At 63.2% G+C, this 16,625-nt stretch carries 21 protein-coding genes; 10 read left to right on the top strand and 11 right to left on the bottom strand.

Features of this window, described 5'->3' with window-relative positions; translation table 11 throughout:
* Positions 1-10: 10 nt before the first annotated feature.
* From ACRECS_RS18995 to ACRECS_RS18985, 3 genes are read right to left on the bottom strand one after another with little or no spacing between them, the layout of a single operon-like run.
* Positions 11-391, bottom strand: a complete 381-nt coding sequence (locus ACRECS_RS18995; protein ID WP_431584512.1) for an acyl-CoA thioesterase — start codon at positions 389-391, stop codon at positions 11-13.
* Positions 384-605, bottom strand: a complete 222-nt coding sequence (locus tag ACRECS_RS18990; RefSeq protein ID WP_431584511.1) for a hypothetical protein — start codon at positions 603-605, stop codon at positions 384-386. The genes ACRECS_RS18995 and ACRECS_RS18990 overlap by 8 nt, the downstream gene beginning before the upstream one ends.
* Before the next feature lie 4 nt (positions 606-609).
* Positions 610-1,923: a pyruvate dehydrogenase complex dihydrolipoamide acetyltransferase gene (locus tag ACRECS_RS18985; protein ID WP_431584510.1), complete on the bottom strand. Its 1,314-nt coding sequence runs from the start codon at positions 1,921-1,923 to the stop codon at positions 610-612.
* Positions 1,924-2,115: 192 nt separating this feature from the next.
* Between ACRECS_RS18985 and ACRECS_RS18980 the strand changes: the two genes are divergently transcribed.
* Both ACRECS_RS18980 and ACRECS_RS18975 read left to right on the top strand, forming a co-directional pair.
* Positions 2,116-2,571 carry a universal stress protein gene (locus ACRECS_RS18980; protein WP_431584509.1) on the top strand — a complete coding sequence of 152 codons (456 nt, stop codon included), beginning with the start codon at positions 2,116-2,118 and terminating at the stop codon, positions 2,569-2,571.
* A gap of 54 nt (positions 2,572-2,625) precedes the next feature.
* Positions 2,626-3,921, top strand: a complete 1,296-nt coding sequence (locus ACRECS_RS18975) for a M28 family peptidase (RefSeq protein ID WP_431584508.1) — start codon at positions 2,626-2,628, stop codon at positions 3,919-3,921.
* Between the two features lie 390 nt (positions 3,922-4,311).
* Here ACRECS_RS18975 and ACRECS_RS18970 read toward each other — a convergent pair whose 3' ends face one another.
* Complete coding sequence (locus ACRECS_RS18970; protein WP_431584507.1) at positions 4,312-5,379, bottom strand: RcnB family protein; 1,068 nt, start codon at positions 5,377-5,379, stop codon at positions 4,312-4,314.
* A gap of 113 nt (positions 5,380-5,492) precedes the next feature.
* Complete coding sequence (locus ACRECS_RS18965; RefSeq protein ID WP_431584506.1) at positions 5,493-5,978, bottom strand: GAF domain-containing protein; 486 nt, start codon at positions 5,976-5,978, stop codon at positions 5,493-5,495.
* A gap of 429 nt (positions 5,979-6,407) precedes the next feature.
* On the opposite strand from ACRECS_RS18965, the gene ACRECS_RS18960 reads away from it, so the two are divergent.
* Genes ACRECS_RS18960 through ACRECS_RS18950 form a run of 3 tightly spaced genes read left to right on the top strand, consistent with a single transcriptional unit; the run spans position 6,408 to position 8,520 of the window.
* Positions 6,408-7,394: a hypothetical protein gene (locus ACRECS_RS18960; RefSeq protein ID WP_431584505.1), complete on the top strand. Its 987-nt coding sequence runs from the start codon at positions 6,408-6,410 to the stop codon at positions 7,392-7,394.
* 18 nt (positions 7,395-7,412) lie between these two features.
* Entirely contained in the window at positions 7,413-8,009 is a 597-nt protein-coding gene (locus ACRECS_RS18955; protein ID WP_431584504.1) for a hypothetical protein, read from the top strand.
* Between the two features lie 52 nt (positions 8,010-8,061).
* The gene (locus tag ACRECS_RS18950) at positions 8,062-8,520 is read left to right on the top strand and encodes an NUDIX hydrolase (protein ID WP_431584503.1); all 459 of its coding nucleotides are present in this window, start codon (positions 8,062-8,064) and stop codon (positions 8,518-8,520) included.
* 265 nt (positions 8,521-8,785) lie between these two features.
* Here ACRECS_RS18950 and ACRECS_RS18945 read toward each other — a convergent pair whose 3' ends face one another.
* On the bottom strand, positions 8,786-9,289 hold the full coding sequence (locus tag ACRECS_RS18945) for an SRPBCC family protein (protein ID WP_431584502.1): 504 nt from the start codon (positions 9,287-9,289) through the stop codon (positions 8,786-8,788).
* Between the two features lie 62 nt (positions 9,290-9,351).
* Positions 9,352-9,798: an SRPBCC family protein gene (locus ACRECS_RS18940; RefSeq protein WP_431584501.1), complete on the bottom strand. Its 447-nt coding sequence runs from the start codon at positions 9,796-9,798 to the stop codon at positions 9,352-9,354.
* A gap of 96 nt (positions 9,799-9,894) precedes the next feature.
* Between ACRECS_RS18940 and ACRECS_RS18935 the strand changes: the two genes are divergently transcribed.
* Both ACRECS_RS18935 and ACRECS_RS18930 read left to right on the top strand, forming a co-directional pair.
* Positions 9,895-11,115: a helix-turn-helix domain-containing protein gene (locus ACRECS_RS18935; RefSeq protein WP_431584500.1), complete on the top strand. Its 1,221-nt coding sequence runs from the start codon at positions 9,895-9,897 to the stop codon at positions 11,113-11,115.
* A 21-nt stretch (positions 11,116-11,136) separates the two neighbouring features.
* The gene (locus ACRECS_RS18930) at positions 11,137-11,769 is read left to right on the top strand and encodes a Vgb family protein (RefSeq protein ID WP_431584499.1); all 633 of its coding nucleotides are present in this window, start codon (positions 11,137-11,139) and stop codon (positions 11,767-11,769) included.
* A 40-nt stretch (positions 11,770-11,809) separates the two neighbouring features.
* Here the strand turns inward: ACRECS_RS18930 and ACRECS_RS18925 are convergent, their stop codons facing one another.
* Positions 11,810-12,565, bottom strand: coding sequence for a hypothetical protein (locus tag ACRECS_RS18925; protein WP_431584498.1), 756 nt, complete (start codon positions 12,563-12,565; stop codon positions 11,810-11,812).
* Between the two features lie 52 nt (positions 12,566-12,617).
* Here ACRECS_RS18925 and arfB point away from each other — a divergent pair, with 52 nt between their 5' ends.
* Together arfB and ACRECS_RS18915 are read left to right on the top strand one after the other, a co-directional pair.
* Positions 12,618-13,040: an alternative ribosome rescue aminoacyl-tRNA hydrolase ArfB gene (arfB, locus tag ACRECS_RS18920; protein ID WP_431584497.1), complete on the top strand. Its 423-nt coding sequence runs from the start codon at positions 12,618-12,620 to the stop codon at positions 13,038-13,040.
* Positions 13,041-13,060: 20 nt separating this feature from the next.
* The gene (locus ACRECS_RS18915) at positions 13,061-13,384 is read left to right on the top strand and encodes a 1-deoxy-D-xylulose-5-phosphate synthase (protein ID WP_431584496.1); all 324 of its coding nucleotides are present in this window, start codon (positions 13,061-13,063) and stop codon (positions 13,382-13,384) included.
* Between the two features lie 21 nt (positions 13,385-13,405).
* Here ACRECS_RS18915 and ACRECS_RS18910 read toward each other — a convergent pair whose 3' ends face one another.
* Complete coding sequence (locus tag ACRECS_RS18910) at positions 13,406-14,059, bottom strand: RluA family pseudouridine synthase (RefSeq protein ID WP_431584495.1); 654 nt, start codon at positions 14,057-14,059, stop codon at positions 13,406-13,408.
* Between the two features lie 127 nt (positions 14,060-14,186).
* On the opposite strand from ACRECS_RS18910, the gene ACRECS_RS18905 reads away from it, so the two are divergent.
* Complete coding sequence (locus ACRECS_RS18905; protein WP_431584494.1) at positions 14,187-14,900, top strand: M15 family metallopeptidase; 714 nt, start codon at positions 14,187-14,189, stop codon at positions 14,898-14,900.
* A 61-nt stretch (positions 14,901-14,961) separates the two neighbouring features.
* Here the strand turns inward: ACRECS_RS18905 and wrbA are convergent, their stop codons facing one another.
* A complete protein-coding gene (gene wrbA, locus ACRECS_RS18900; RefSeq protein WP_431584493.1) occupies positions 14,962-15,564 on the bottom strand; it encodes an NAD(P)H:quinone oxidoreductase in 603 nt (200 codons plus the stop codon).
* A 141-nt stretch (positions 15,565-15,705) separates the two neighbouring features.
* Entirely contained in the window at positions 15,706-16,458 is a 753-nt protein-coding gene (locus ACRECS_RS18895) for a pirin family protein (RefSeq protein ID WP_431584492.1), read from the bottom strand.
* Positions 16,459-16,625 lie beyond the last annotated feature (167 nt).

Raw genomic sequence — 16,625 nt, 5'->3', positions numbered from 1 at the left:
GCATATTTCCTTATGACACAAGCGGGGAAGGCCGATCGTCCTCCCCCATCGAAACCAGTGTAAAACTTCCTTTGGCGGCCCGGGCACTGCGCTCGCCATGCCGTTCGCGCCGCCATACCTCGACCGCGACGGTCATTGATGTCCGCCCGGTCGCGACGATCTCGGCGAAGAACGACACCTCGTCGCCGATCGACACCGGCGCGGTGAAGCTGAACCCGTCCGCCGCGACCACCGGGGCCCGGCCTCGGCAATGCCGCGATGCGACCGACCCGGCCGCCAGCGCCATCTGGCCCATCAACCAGCCGACGAAGATCTTGCCGTACGGATTGGCGTCCGCAGCCATGCCGGTCGCCCGGATCGCCGGCGCGCCCGCAGGCAGGACATCACTCATCCGTGGTCGTGCCGTTGCGACGCGCGCGATCGGCTTTCCATGCCGCCCGCAAGGGACGAATGCCCATGAAGGCGACGGCCAGCATCGAGAAATAGGCCACCCACCAGATGGTCCGGCCGGCGACCGGCACCGCCCATACCGCGAGCGACGCGATCAGGGCAGTCGCGACGACGCCGGCCACGATATGCAGAAGCTCGACGAGCGTCCGCGCCATCCCTTTAAGCAACCATGGCAAGGGGCGACTCCACCAAAGCCTTGAACGCCTGCATCAGCTCGGCGCCGTCCGCGCCATCGATCGCACGGTGGTCGAAGCTGCCGGTCGCCGACATCACCGTCGCGACGCCAAGCGCATCGTCAATGATATAGGGCCGCTTCTCGCCCGCGCCGATCGCCATGATCATGCCCTGGGGCGGGTTGATCACCGCCTCGAACTGCTTGATGCCGAACATGCCCATATTGCTCAGGCTCGCGGTACCGCCCTGATATTCCTCGGGCTTGAGCTTCTGTTCGCGCGCGCGGCCGGCCAGGTCCTTCATCTCGGTCGAGATGGCCGAGATCGCCTTGGTATCGGCATGGGTGATGATCGGCGTGATCAGGCCCGACGGCGCGCTGACCGCGACCGAGATGTCGGCGCGCTGGAAGGTGATCAGCTGGTCGCCGGTGAACATCACATTGCACTTCGGCACGCGGATCAGTGACACGGCCAGCGCCTTGATCAGCAAATCATTGACCGAGAGCTTCACGCCGCGCGACTCAAGTGCGGCGTTGAGATCGGCGCGCAGCTTGAGCAATGCGTCGAGCCGGATATCGACCGTCAGATAGATATGCGGCACGGTCTGCTTCGATTCAGTCAGGCGGCGCGCGATCGTCTTGCGTACGTTCGACAGCTTGACCGCTTCATGCGGGATGTCCGGAATGACGGCAGGCTTGGTTGTGGCAGCGGGCCCGGCTTCGGCCGCGGTCGGTGCAGCGGCGGGCGCATCAGCCTTGGCAACAGGAGCGGCACCGGCCTTGGCGCCCTCCAGGTCGGCCTTGACGATCCGACCATTGGGACCGGAACCGCTGAGTGCGGAGAGCTCGATGCCCTTTTCCGCTGCAATGCGCCGCGCGAGCGGGCTCGCCTTCACACGGTCGCCTCCAGCAGGTGCAGGTGTCGGTGCTGGGGCCGGTGTCGGCGCAGCAGTGGCCGGTGCGGGCGCTTCAGCCTTCGCTTCAGGTTCGGCCGCCGCGGGTTCGGCCTTTGCCTCGGCCTTCGGCGCGGGCGTCTCGGCGGTAGCGCTGGCATCTTCGCCCTCGGCGATCAGCGTCGCGATGACCGTGCCGACCTTCACATTGTCGGTTCCCTCGGCGATCAGGATTTTCCCGACCACGCCTTCATCGACCGCTTCGAACTCCATCGTCGCCTTGTCGGTCTCGATCTCCGCCATCAGATCGCCAGATTTGACCGTATCCCCCTCCTTGATCAGCCATTTGGCGAGCGTGCCCTCCTCCATCGTTGGCGACAAAGCAGGCATCTTGATCTCGATGGGCATCAGGTAGCGTCCTCTAACCGAATCCGTAGCGGCCCGTTTCCTTCGCCCCCGGCATGGCTCCGGTCAAGACCGGCGTGCGCGCAAAACGCTCCGGTCGTCCGATCCGGGTGCCGGACAGGCACCAGTCCGCCCTCGCGCCACTTGCGCCCGACGCGCCGTAGCGTCACCTATATGCATCAGGGGAGCAAAGGCATGCGTGTCTATCTGGTGGTGATCGACGACAGTCCGGAAGCGGTGATCGCGCTGCGCTTTGCGGCGCGCCGCGCGGTCAAGACCGGCGGTGGGGTGGAGATACTGACGCTGCTGCCGACGGTCGATTTCGTGCAATGGGGCGGCGTCCAGGCGACGATCGAGGAAGAAGCGCGGCTTCATGCCGAGGCACTGGTCGCGGGCGCGGCCGGCACGCTGATGGAAGAATCGGGCCTGCGCCCCTCGATCACGCTGAAACAAGGCGATGGCCCGAAGATCATCCGTGAGATGATCGCCGAGAATCCCGATATCGCCGCACTGGTGCTGGGCGCCGCGGCGACCGGCGCGCCCGGCCCGCTGGTCAGCCATTTCGCCGGCACCGATGCAGGCGCGTTGCCGATTCCGCTGATGATCATCCCGGGATCGCTCGACCGCGATGCGATCGACCGGTTGAGCTGACCCCGGCAGAGTTGGGCGCTTGCCCTGCCTGACCCGCCCCGCCATCATGCCGGGATGCGCTATATCCCCGCCCTCCCCCTCGCCGCCCTGATTCTCGCCACGCCTGCCGCAGCGCAGGACGCGCCCGACCCTGTACGGCTCAAGGCGACCGTCGAAAAACTGGTCGGCTTCGGCACGCGACATACGCTTTCCACCCCCGACAAGCCCGGACGCGGGATCGACGCGGCGCGTGGCTGGGCGGGCGCCGAGCTGACGCGGATCGCCGATGCCTGTGACGGCTGCATCACCGTCGCCAATATCGCGCGCACCTTTGTCGGGCCGCGCGCGCCGAACGGGGTCAATGTCGTCGATGTGCTCGGCTTCCAGCAGGGCGAGGAGCCGACTCGCGTGGTCATCGTCGCGGCGCATATCGACAGCCGCGTGAGCAACGAGATGAATGCGACGAGCGATGCGCCCGGCGCCAACGACAATGGCTCCGGCACCGCGCTCGTGCTGGAGACGGCGCGGCTGTTGTCGAAGCAGAAGTTCAAGGCGACGATCGTCTATGCCGTGCTGTCGGGCGAGGAACAGGGCCTGTGGGGCGGGCAATTGCTCGCCGAGACCGCGCAGCAGAAGAAATGGACCGTCAGCGCGATGCTCAACAACGACATTGTCGGCAACAGCCTGGGCCAGGGCGGCGTGCGCGTCGCCGACCGGGTGAGGGTCTTTTCCGAAGGCATCCGCGCATCGGAAGACATTGCCGCGCAGATCGCACGTCGCGCCTCAGGCGGCGAGGATGACGGCCCGTCACGCGCGCTCGCCAAGACGGTCGATGGCGTTGCCGCCACCCTGCCCGCCGGGCTCGACGTGTTCGTCGTGCGGCGCCCCGACCGGTTCGGGCGCGGCGGTGATCATGAGCCGTTCCTGAAGCTCGGTTTCCCCGCGATCCGCTTCACCTCGGCGGTCGAGAATTGGGATGCGCAGCACCAGGACCTGCGCACCGAGAAGGGCGTACGCTATGGCGACACACCCGACCGGATGGACTTCGACTATCTCGCCAAGGTCACCGCGATCAATGTCGCGACGATCCGCCGCCTCGCCTCGGCCCCCGCCGCCCCGGCGACCGTTACGCTGTCCGGCGCCCTGTCGCGCAACACGAATGTCAAATGGGCCGCCGTCCCCGGCGCCGCGAGCTACCGCGTGCGCTGGCGGCGCAGCGATGCACAGAACTGGACCAATGCGGTCGACGTGACGGCGCCGGACACCGTTTTGAAGGAGGTGCCGGTCGACGATAATTTCATCGGCGTCTCGGCATTGTCCGCCAGTGGCGATGAGAGCCTGGTAACATTCGGCGAGCGCGAAAAACGCTGAGCGGGCCCGGCAATTCCGCTGTTATTGACGAATAAAAAAAGCCACCCCTGTTAAGTTGGATTCTGCACTCAAAATCCGGACTGGTTTTCAAAGACTTATTTGGCGCCACCCCTGTTATCAGGAACAGGGGTGGAATGCGAAATAACAGGGGTCGATTTCGTCGGAACAGGGGTGGCGGTCACCCATGTCGCGTGGCCATGGGCGACGATCATCTGTCGTCAACAATGTCAAAGAGCGGTTGAGAAAGCGCCGAACAGGGCGCCGTCCAGTGCGACACTGGCATGAGCGGGATTGGCATTGAATCAGCCGCAACGACAAAGCGCCGCGCGGGGATTTCCCGCACGGCGCTCAATCGCTCACCTTCGTCCCCAAAGGGACGGATTTAGCCGATCAACGGCAAGCGCAATTGCACCCGCACTGACGACGCGGCTTCGCCTTCCACACCTTCTTTGCGCGATAGACCTTACGCGGCGTGTAGGTAACTTCGTCGATATAGGTGGTCGTGGTGGTTTCAATCACCGGCGCGGACTGCACCGTCACGGTCGTGGTGGTGGCTGGTGGATACCAGTAACCACCGCTGACATAGCCGGTCTGGGCATAGCCACCCTGGCCGTAACCAGCGCCATAGGTCGAGGTGGAGTAGCTCGACCCGGCATAGCTGCGCGGCTGCACGACTTCGCTCGGTTCCGCATAGACCACCGACGGCTCGCGATACCCGGGCTGGCCATAGGGCGCACCGTAGCGACTGGACGAATAATCCTGCTGCACATAGCCGGTGTCCGTGCCGTCATAGCCGTCGTCATAGCCATATTGAACGCCGTCATAACCCTCGTCGTAGCGATCCCAGTCGAGGCCGCTGACCGAATCCCACACCTGACCGCGGCCGTCCGTCAGCACCGCATCGTCATAATAGCGCGTCCAGTTATAGCCGTAAGGCGGGTTCGACAGGCCATAGGACGAATAATCGCTGATGAAGAAGGTCGGCGCGATCCAGTAGCGCGGCAGCGTCCAGCCCCGCACCGGACGGCGATAGGCTTTCCAGCCGCCAGGGGCGTGCGACCCGCCGTACCAGCGGCCATTGACCTGGCCGCCCCAACGTCCGCCGCTCCAATGCTGATTGCCGTTCCAACGCTGGTTACCGTTCCAGCGTTGATTGCCGTTCCAACGCTGATTGGTGTTGTTGTTCCAACGCTGATTGTTGTTCCAACGCTGGCCGCCACCATTCCAGTTCTGGGTGGTATTCCACCGCTGGCCACCATTCCAGCGCTGGCCGCCGGTGGACTGACCACCGCCATTCCAGTTCTGCGGCCGCGGCTGCTGCGGCATCGCCGGCCGGTTCGGCATTTGATGGAACGTGCCCCCTTGCGGGTTGCCCTGCCCCCCGAGTCGCTGCGCATCGGCGGGCGCCGTGGCGGAGCCAAGCATCAGTGCAAAGGCAGCAATTATGAGGGTTCGCATGGTAAACACTCCCGATAAGACGCCGCACCCTCCGCACGACCTCGATTATTCTTAACGGAAGAGTTACCATTTCCGGCGGTTTCCCGCCAGAATTCAGAATGTCCCGGAACGGGTCAGCGCGCGATCCGCGCCGCGATCAGTGCGACGAGCTTTTCGCAACCGGCGGCATCCTCAGCATCGAAGCGTGCGGGATTGGGGCTGTCGAGATCGAGCACGCCGATCAACCGTCCGTCATGGACGATCGGCATGACCAGTTCGGACCGGCTCGCTGCGTCGCAGGCGATATGGCCGGGAAAAGCAAGCACGTCGTCGACCAGTTGCGTCTCGCGTGTGGCCGCCGCCGTGCCGCACACGCCCTTGCCCAGCGCGATGCGAATGCAGGCTGCCTTGCCCTGGAACGGCCCAAGCACCAGCTCGCCATCGACCGCACGATAAAAGCCCGCCCAGTTGAGATCGGGCAGATATTCCCAGATCAGGGCCGCGGTGTTGGCCATATTGGCAACCGCGTCTGGCTCGTCAGCGGTCAGCGCATCAAGCGCGGCATGGAGGTCGTGATAGAGATCGGCCTTGGAACCGGCTTTGATCGCGAAGTCGAACATGGGAATTCCTTTGCCGGGCCTCATGTCGGCTACCGTTACGCTTCGCAAGATGAGGATCGGCCATCGCCGTCGCAAGGGTGAGCATGTCTCTGCCCGGATGTCACGTCAAATGGATGATTTGCCGATGATCTGGTTTTTTGGAACGGAATGTCAAAGCAAGCCCTTGGTGCGATCGCGCTCATCGGCATATGTTATTGCCGGCTCATTTCATGCCGATTAGGGCACAACGTATCGCGATCACTCTCTTCAAGCAGCGCGAATAGGCATCGGATTTTCCCATGTCTTTGGCCAATGATGCGGCCAACAAAAATTACCGAAACTGTACTCGCGTTTCGTGAAAAATTCTCATATTCTCATTTCGTGGCCATCTTCGCGGTGGACGGGGGAGTATGTCAATATTCTCCACCGCGAATTTTTTTGGGGGGAACCATGAGTATCGCCAAGAGGCTATTGGGCGCAATTTCGCTTGTCTCTCTCTTGCCTGGAGCACCGGCGTTCGCGCAACTTCAGCCCGGGCGCGATCAGATAATGTCTCAGCTAGCGCAGGGACTTATTGACCGAGTTGCCACTCCTGAATACGACCCAGGAGTACGTTTTCAGTCCATAACCGCCGATAAGCTCTTCGAGGAGCGCCTAAGATATTGCGACGGCTGGAGCAGTCCTTATTGCCCGCGCCATCGCTATGTTCCGGTTCCCGCAAAGGACAAATGGTTTGATGTCCAGCTGCCGGTTCCTCTAGGCGAGCTCAGATCAATACCGACGCTGCGCGTGATTTATCTGCGGTCTTGCCGACACCTTGATCGGGAAGACATCCTTGAGGATGCGGGCCTATCTCATGGGGATGTCGATGATGATACTTATCGGGACGCATTAAGCGTTGCCGATGAGGCCTTCATCCAGGCGGCCTTGCTTCGAGATAACATCCCCGGCCTGAACATCGCGGCGATACCCGAGCGCGCGTTCGACCGCGCGTCTCCTCCGTCAGCATTGAGAAGCCTCAATGATGAGCTCTGGAAACGTCATCGCGCGGGAGTCATCGCCGTGCCACATCTGGTGATCGAAAGATATTGCGGGCCAGGATATGATCCTCCTCCGGGCCTGGAGAGCGCCTACCCGGATCCCCCGTCCGGACCTCCTCCCTATCTTCGGCCTGCTCCGGATCCCTTCAAAATCGAAACCGCCGCACCCGCGCTGGCGCTGTATATCATCCCGGCATTCAGCGGCGACCTATGCCGCATCCGCACCGGCTCCTATTTCAATCTCAACTGCCGTGGCTGGGTGAAGATCACCGCAAATCCGATCCACCAGAGTGCCCGCACCTTCTATTACGTCCGTTTGGCGGCAGGCGGCCGCGCCGAAGGGAAATTCCAGGTGGCCCCGCATAACCGGACAGGCACCCCCATTCGGCTTCCTTGACTGGAGATACCCCAAACTATGTCAATGCTGGATCAATTCGAACAGGTTACGTCCAGGTTCGGACGCGTTGCAGGCTATGCCATCGGCGGCACCGCAATCATCCCCTTGATCGGCGCCTTCTCCGGGATCGCCCCGCCATGGCCTGATGGACTGTCAGTGATCTCTTCCGTGATCATCCTGATAACGTTGATGCTGGTGTTTCACCTGTTTACGACAACCAGGCGCTGGGTATTTTCTACGGTGTTCCTGGTCAGCGCCGCTCTTCTGGTCACATGCCTGGGTGCGTACACCTACATGCGTATAGAGTTCGTTCTGTTCCATCCCACGGCGAAGGAATCCATCATATTGGGATGCGAATGGCGGACCGAGGCGCTTGAAGTCGCCAAGGTTCACCGCATCCCTACTACAGACCAATGCCCCGGGCAGTTCCGCGACATGTTGCTGGATGCGCGGGACCAATATGATATCTGGACCGAGCGGAGCATACGGCAGGTGGCCTTGCTCATGGCATGCCTGTGGGTCGGCATCTTCATGTCGCTGTCGCTGACGATCGGCTGCTTCGTCATTTGGTATGCAAAGCAGGCGGCGCCGGTGGAACCGACACCAAACGCGTGAAAGCGGCTATCATCGCGGGCCAGATAATCGCCCGATCAAGGGAGTGCGGCTCATGTGGAATGGTGCCGATTTCAGCGGCACGAAGATCGCGCTTCTCCATGGAGCGAACACCGTTGCCTACCTCAGAGACGAAAAGCCCGGCATCCCTTTTCCGGGGTTGTGGGATTTGCCGGGCGGCGGGCGCGAGAATGACGAAGGGCCGGTCGAGTGTGGGTTGCGCGAAGTCGAGGAGGAATTTGGACTGTCGCTCGATCCGGGCAGCGTCCTTTTGATCGAGCGTCATCGAAGCCGGGTTGGCGGGCTGGATACCTATTTCTGCGCCATGCAAATCGGCGATGATGATGTTGCGCGCATCCGGTTCGGTGACGAAGGCCAGCGCTGGACGATGATGCCCATCCATGAATTCGTGACCCACGCCAAGGCCGTACCACATCTGCAATACCGGCTCCGGGCACTCATGGACTCAGGCCGTCTGGATATGACTGCTATTCCCGCGCCCGGCGGTGCCTGAGGTCAGTAAAAATGCATTAAGCATATGATATACAATAATATTATTCGAATTTCTTGCCGAAGTGCAGCGGAGAGATATGTGACATTACCGGTGTAACATATCTCCCCCGTCCAGCTCTTCGGTCCAGCTCCCGCTTGTCGCCCACAGCGATTCAACCATCACACAGGATCGGGCAGGTCATTCCTTGCCCGACTGATATCGGTTCGATCTTTCTTGCTCTTTCTTATTGTCGAAGACCATGATGCCACAGCGTGACGAGCACCAACTAGCCGGTAGTAAGAGCCCCCTCGCTCGCCTGCACCAACGCCACCTCGCTCTCGGTCTTGGCCTCGCCGATGTTGGGATTGCCTTTTCCGGTCGTGATCAGGTCGCGCAGGCTCCGGATATAAGTGGTCCACCCATCGTGGCAGATATCATAGCATTCATAGTCGGGGACGAGGCCGACATGCGTGAAGCGCACCTCGGTCTGGTCGCCGATACGGGCGATCTCGAACACCATGCTGGTGCCGGTCCACTCGGTCGCATCCCGGGTGAAGCTGAAATAATTGTCGAGCACGACCCAGGCGATTTTTTTGCCGGGGATCATCTCGGTCACCGCGAGGTCGCAGCGGTGCAAGTCGAGTACCGCATGAGTGAAGCGGTCGCCGACCCGGGCGGCATTGCCCACAATGCCCTCGGACCACCATCCGCGGACATTGTTGATCGCCGCGACGACGGTGTCCGGGCTCTGGTCCACGCTGAAGCGGCTGGTGAAGTTGCGATCGGTCATGATTGTCTCCTGTTGGTTGAAAACATGATGGGGGGGGTGGACCGGTCGTGCCGGCCCCGGCGTCAATCGCCCTTGTTCGAGATATGGACGTCGTTCGGGAACGGCGCGCCGCGCCCGGTTTCCATGAATGCCTTCAGGCTCATCAGGAACATCGCCCATTTGGTGCTGCAATGGTGCATGAACTCTGACGCTTCCTTCCAGTCCTTGTGCTTGAAGAGCAGGATGGTGAAATCATCGTCCTGGGCGAGATCGAAGCTCAGTTTGCTGCCGCTCCAGGCGTCAGGTCCGGAGGCGACTTCCCACAGGACATGCTTGTCGGTCTCGAGCTCGGCGATCTTCATGTCGATGCTGCCGCGATCGGCGAAGCGGAAATGGATCAGGCTTCCGACCGTGCCCGCACCTTGCGTGTCGGTGGTCCACCATCCGGATAGCCCGTCCATCGTGGTCAGGGCCTTGTAGGTTTCGGCCGGCGACGCTTTGATCGCGACCTTGTGCAGGATATCAGGCATTTAAAGTCTCCTTCGAGTGCAACCGCAGTGCCGCGGTACAATTGAGGTAAGGCCGGAGCGCCGGGCAGTGAGAGTGACAATCGTGTCGGGATTTGAATGGACTCCCTGATCACCGCCGCGGCACGGGCGCTGAGCACCGGAGACATTTTCGGTGCGCTCAATCGTATCGCCCTGCGCGAGGACGCGCCGGCCCTCGCGCTGCGCGGCATCGCCATGGCGCAGCTTGGCGACCTGGAACGGGCGAAAGCGTTGCTGATCCGGGCGGAGCGCGCGTTCGGCCCGAACGAGCCGGTGGCGCGGGCACGCTGCGTGGTCGCATTGGCCGAGATCGCCCTCGTATCGCGGGATCTTGGCTGGCCGGCAAAATCGCTCGCCGCGGCGCAGGCGGTGCTTGAGGCACGCGGCGATGTGCTGAATGCCGCTCATGCGCGGCACCTCGAAATCCGGCGGCTCGTCCTGATCGGCCGCCTGGATGAGGCCGAGCGCTTGCTTGCAGACCTCGATCCCAGGCCCTTCCCGCCCGCATCACGCGCCGCGTACGAACTGGTCATTGCCGGCATCGCGATGCGGCGCCTTCATACCGAGCAGGCACGCACGGCGTTGGTCCGGGCCCGGCAGGCCGCGCGCTATGCCCTCATCCCCGGGCTGAGGGCTGAGGTCGAGGCGGCGATCGACATATTGAACAAGCCGGCCGCGCGCCTCGTGGCGCGGGGCGAGGAACGGCTGTTACGGCTCGATGAGGTCGAGGCGCTGCTGGCGACCGATACGCTGGTGGTGGATGCCTGCCGGTATGTCGTGCGGCGGCGAGACGTCAGGGTGTCGCTGGCAACCCGTCCGGTGCTGTTCGCGCTCGCTCTGACACTTGGCCGGGCATGGCCGGGCGACGTCACGCGCGATGCGCTGGTACGGCAGGCGTTCCATGCGAAGGAGGCCGATGAATCGCACCGCGCGCGCCTGCGCGTCGAGATCGGCCGGCTGCGCAAGGAGCTCAGACCCTTTGCCGATGTGACCGCCACCAAGCGCGGATTCGCACTCGCGCCGCATGGAACGGGCGAGATCGCCGTATTGGCGCCGCCGGTCGATGACGAGCATGCAGCAGTGCTCGCATTCCTCGCCGACGGCGAGTCATGGTCGAGTTCGGCGCTCGCGCTGGTCCTCGACGCAAGTCAGCGCACCATCCAACGCGCGCTTGAGGCACTTGCCGCGGCCGGCAAGGTCCAGCCATTCGGCAATGGCCGTGCGCGCCGCTGGGTCGCCCCGCCGCCGACCGGATTCACGACAAGCTTGTTACTCCCGGGCCCGCTGCCCGGCGGCTAGGGTGCCGGCAAGGAGAGAGACATGAAACAATCCGCAGCAGAGATTATTCGCGAATACGGCCCTTTTCCCGGGGTCGAAGCGGTGCACGGCGTTTCCTATGATGGCGAGCGCGTCTGGTTCGCCGCCGGGGACAGGATGAACGCCTTCGATCCGGCAAACGGCGATGTAGTGCGATCGATCGATCTCGCCGCGCATGCCGGCACCGCCTTTGACGGCGAGCATCTGTTCCAGATCGCCGAGAACCGCATCCAGAAGATCGATTTCAGGACGGGCAAGTTGCTCGCCACGATCCCAGCCCCGGGCGGGGGCGGCGATTCCGGCCTCGCCTTTGCCGAAGGCGCGCTCTGGGTGGGCGAATATCGCGCCCGCAAGATCCATCAGGTCGATCCCGAAACGGGAGAGGTCCTGCGCAGCATCGATTCCAACCGCTTCGTCACCGGCGTCACCTGGGCCGAGGGTGATTTGTGGCATGGCACCTGGGAGGGCGACGACAGCGATCTGAGACGCATCGATCCGGAAACGGGCGAGATTCTGGAAACGATCGAGATGCCTTCCGGCACGATGATATCGGGGCTGGAATTTGATGGCGTTGACCGGTTCTACTGCGGCGGCGGCGCGAGCGGCACAGTCCGTGTCGTCGGCAAGCCCGGATAAACAAAGTCGCACGGACGAGACGGGTAAGGCGGTGGGAAGCTCAGCTCTTTTCGGGGTCTGTATCCGCCGATGGCGCATCGCCATAAACCACCCCGTGCCGTCGCGGAAATGACGACAGCGCCCGCTGCCAGCGGTCGCTGTCGGTCAGCCGCGACTGGATGATCTTCAATTTCTCCCAGCCCGCGATACCGTGGATCACTTCGCGCGCCGAGGCGACCAGTTCGGAATGCATGAACGGACTGAAGGTGACCTGGCGCAGCACGGCCGGGCCGATATCGATGTGCAGCGCGGTGACCGGCTCCGCCGCATGCCCGACGACGCGCAATTCGGCCTCGTCGATAAAGCCGCGGCGCTTCAGGAACGGCAGGCTGTGAATATCCGATGCGTCGATCTTGGCGATCTCGTCGATCTTCACATAGCGCATCGGCGCAAGTCGGCAGTGCGGCGTCCCCGCGATCACCTGTTCGAAATTGGCGCGGTCGAACTGAACGCACACGCCAGAGGTATCGCCCGCGAACACCTGCCAGTGATGAAAGGTCTCGGGCGCCTCGGTCAGGCAGATCGCACCGACAAAGCCGTAATGCATCGTCTCCTGATACACCTCCATTGAGCGGCGATCATTGGCATCTTTCCAGGCCGAATAGCTGACCAGGGTCAGTCGCCGCTTGAGCAATGTGTCGAGCAGCACCGGCAGGCTGGTGTAGCGGCGCAGCGGTTTCGACGACGGGCCGGATGGGGAAGCAGTGCGCGGCGGCGCGGGCGATGCGGAAACGGGCTTGGCCATATAGGGCGACATACACCGCCGATCCGGGCTATGGAACGCCCACTCCGCTCCAAAAGATGGTTCGATGCCCCTGCTCCCCGTGACCCGATCGATCGCCATCGACAGCGACGAACTGGAAGAAAGCTTCGCCCGGTCGTCCGGCCCCGGTGGCCAGTCAGTCAACACCACCGATTCCGCAGTGATGCTGCGTTTCGATGTGCGCAAATCAGCCAATCTGCCGGAGGCGGTGAAAGCAAGGCTGGAGCTTCTCGCCGGCAGCCGGCTGACTCGCGATGGCGTGCTGGTGCTGAAAAGTGAGGGCGCGCGGTCGCAATTGCTCAACCGCCAGGAAGTGCGCGAACGGCTGTTCGAACTGATCCGCGAAGCGACGATCGTACCGAAGAAGCGGCGGCCGACCAAGCCGTCCAAGGCCGCCAAGGCGCGGCGGATGGATGGCAAGACCAAGCGGTCGACGGTGAAAAGCCTGCGTGGGAAGCCGGTCGATTGAATGGGACAGGAAACGGATCGATGAGCACCAGCAAGACGCGCATCATGTATATCGAGTACAAAAGCGACGGCCTGAACGGGCCAGCGCGGATCGGCCGTGTCACATTCTCGAAATCGGGCCTGTCGCTTTATTATGCCGGGCGAAGATTTGGCCGTCTGAGCGGCCAGGGGTTCAAGGCCAATTATTTCGATGAGGAAACCGGCGACCATTTCTGGATTTCCGGACCGCGCAAGGACGGCCGCGACCGGCTATATGATCAGAGCACGAGACCGGTCGAAATCGATGCCGATGTCGCCGAGGAATATTGGCGCGAGGTCCGGAATATGGCTGTCGCCAGAGGCTGACCTCACGACGCCACCATCGATCTAGGCGGGAAGCGTGAATCCCGCCTCGGCGAAACGCTCCGGCAACGGTGCCTCGGCGATGATCGGATCCTTGCCCTCGCGCGGTACGGTCAGTGACGCGGCATGCAACAGGCTGTGCTTGCCGCCGCTGCCATAGATCGGATCGCCGACCACCGGCGCGCCGAGCACTTCGGCGGCATGGACGCGGATTTGATGAGTGCGGCCGGTTTCGGGGGTAAATTCGACGAACGAGCGGCCGTCCCTGACCTCGAGCAGGCGCCAGCCGGTGCGCGCTGCCTTGCCGGCGGGGTCGCCGCGCATGCGCCAGCCGTCTTCCGCGGTGCTGGTTTTGCCCAGCGCGAGATCGATCATACCGCCTTCGCCTTCGGGTATGCCCTCCAGCACCGCGAGATAGCGTTTCTTGACCAGTCCCTGTTCGAACGCCTGCTGGAAACGGGCATGCGCCTTGGGATTGCGCGACAAGAGCAGGCAGCCCGATGTATCGCGGTCAAGCCGGTGGACCGCGACCGGCCAGCGCTTGAAGCCGAACTTCAGCCCGTCGAGATGGTTTTCAAGGCTGATCGAGCCGTCACGCGGACGGTCGACCGGGAGCCCGGCGGGTTTGTCGATGACCAGCGCTTCGCCGTCGAGAAAAAGAACATGATTTGCAAGCATGGGTCGCTCTTGCCACTCCGCGCGCGCTCATGCCAGAGAAACACCGGTGCGAACCTTCCTGAAAAACCTCATCGCTTTCGCTGCTTGTGTGGCCGGGTTGATACCATCCCTCGCGCTGGCAGCCCCGGTGCAGCTCTGTGTCGACCAAACCGCCGCCGTCGGCGTCGATGGCCGCGTGCTTGGTCATTTGCCCTATAGCGACGCGCTTGCCTCGGACCTGGTCGCGGCGCCGCCCGGCTTCGCGCTTGGCCAATGCCTGATCCAGCGCGCGGCGGCGGTCGACCTGACTCGGCTGATCCGTGCGACGCGTGACGTGCCCGAGATCGCCGGTACGTTGCGCGCCGTGTCCTGCTACCGTTCGACCGAGCGGCAGCGCGCAGTGTTCTGCGGCCCTGTCGGTCCGGACAAGCCCTATCACAATGCGCTGGAGCGTGCGCGGGTCGTGGCGCCGCCGGGATATAGCGAGCATTCGACCGGCTATGCGGTCGATTTCGGCCTGCGCCCAGCGCCTGGTTGCCCCGATGTCGATGCCTGTATCTCGCTCACGCCGGCCGGCCGCTGGCTGCTGGCACATGCGCGTGAATACGGCTTCGAGCTGTCCTTTCCGATCGGCAATCCGCAGCGTGTAACCTGGGAACCCTGGCATTGGCGCTGGGTCGGCACATCGCCCAAAGCGCCCGGTGCCACTACGGCGCGCGCGATCTTTGCCCATGCGCGCACCAGCTTTCCGGCCAAGCCGGCGGTGGTCGATACGGTCGACTCCTGGCTGCGGATCGTGCGCCAGCCGCCCAACCCCTTTGCGCCGTCGCCAACGCCACCAGCAACGCCGGCCAAACCCTGAAAACGCGAACAGCCGGCCGACCCTCGCGGATCGACCGGCCGTTCAACCAAGGGTCAGTGGCTCAGGCGACGAGCTTGGCCGCCGTTTCGGCGATCCGCTTGCCCTGATAACGCGCGCCGTCGAGCTCGACCGCGCTGGGCTGACGGCTGCCATTGCCGTCGGCGATCGTCGTCGCGCCATAGGGCGATCCGCCCTTGACCTCATCAACGCCCATCTGGCCCTGGAAGCCATAGTCGAGCCCGACAATGGTCAGGCCGAAATGCAGCAGATTGGTGATGATCGAGAACAGCGTCGTCTCCTGCCCGCCATGCTGAGTCGCGGTCGACGTGAAGGCGCCACCGACCTTGCCATGCAGTGCGCCGCTCATCCACAGGCCGCCGGCCTGGTCGAGGAACGAGGCCATCTGGCTGGCAATCCGCCCGAAGCGGGTCGGCGCGCCGATCACGATCGCATCGTAATTGGCGAGCGCGCTGATCCCTTCGATCACCGGATGCGCAATGTCGGCCTTGAAGCCCGCGGCCGCCACGACTTCAGGCGGGGCGGTTTCGGGGACGCGGCGGATATCCACCTCGGCACCGCCGGCGCGCGCGCCTTCGGCGATGGCGTCCGCCATCTGCTCGAGATGGCCGTAGGACGAATAATAAAGCACGAGAACCTTGGTCATGGGACATTTCCTTGCCGTTGAATGGGTGCCCCCTCCCGCGATCAGGGGTCAAAAGCGGGAGGGGGTTGGGAAGGGCCCGATCAGGAGGGGGGAGTGATCAGGCCCCTTCGACTTCCCCGTGGGGGGCGGGGAAGTATCGGGTTATTGCGAGTCCACTAGGACGATCTCGGCATCCTCGATCGCATTGATCTCGACCGTCTGGCCGCCGCTCAGGGCAGCCCCGTCGCGCGCATCGAAGCGCACGCCGTCAATCTCGATCGCGCCGGTCGCCGGGACGAGATAAGCGTGACGCCCCTCGCCCACGCTATGCGTCAGGCTTTCGCCGGCCCTGACCGTTGCGCCGAGCACCCGGGCATCGGCGCGGATCGGCAGCGCATCCTTGTCCTCGGCAAAGCCGCTGGCGAGGACCGCGAACTTGCCGCTGCGATCGTCCTTCGGGAACGGCTTGGCGCCCCAGCTTGGCGCACCGCCCGTCCGGCTCGGTTCGATCCAGATCTGGAACAGCGTGGTGGTTTCCGGTTCGAGATTATATTCGGCGTGGCGCACGCCGGTGCCGGCACTCATCACCTGCACATCACCGGCGCCGGTGCGGCCCTTGTTGCCCATCGAATCCTGATGGGTGATCGCACCGCTGCGGACATAGGTGATGATTTCCATGTCGCGGTGCGGGTGCGGCGGGAAGCCGCTATTGGCGGCGATCTCATCATCGTTCCACACCCGGATCGCCCCCCAGCCCATCCGCCGGGGATCGTGATAGTCGGCAAAGGAGAAATGATGCCGCGCATTGAGCCAGCCATGATCGGCATGGCCGAGGCTGTCGAAACTCCGCCGGTCAATCTGTCCTTTGGTCTTTTCCTGAGTGCCGATCATGTCGAAGCTCCTCTTGGGTTTCATCTGTTGCCGCCAAGATAAGCTTTTCGATCATGCGGTAAATGGAAACGCTGGAAACCGATCGTTTCACGTTATATATCCTCCCCGGAACGTGGAGGGGGACCATTCGCCTCTTCGCGAATGGTGGAGGGGGCGTGCCATAAGTGAAGCGCTTGTGGCACGCCCCCTCC

Source organism: Sphingomonas sp. (assembly GCF_050725575.1).
Lineage (GTDB): Bacteria > Pseudomonadota > Alphaproteobacteria > Sphingomonadales > Sphingomonadaceae > Sphingomonas.
Note: the sequence above shows the minus strand (reverse complement) of the source record. Positions and strands in the feature narration are given on the sequence as shown.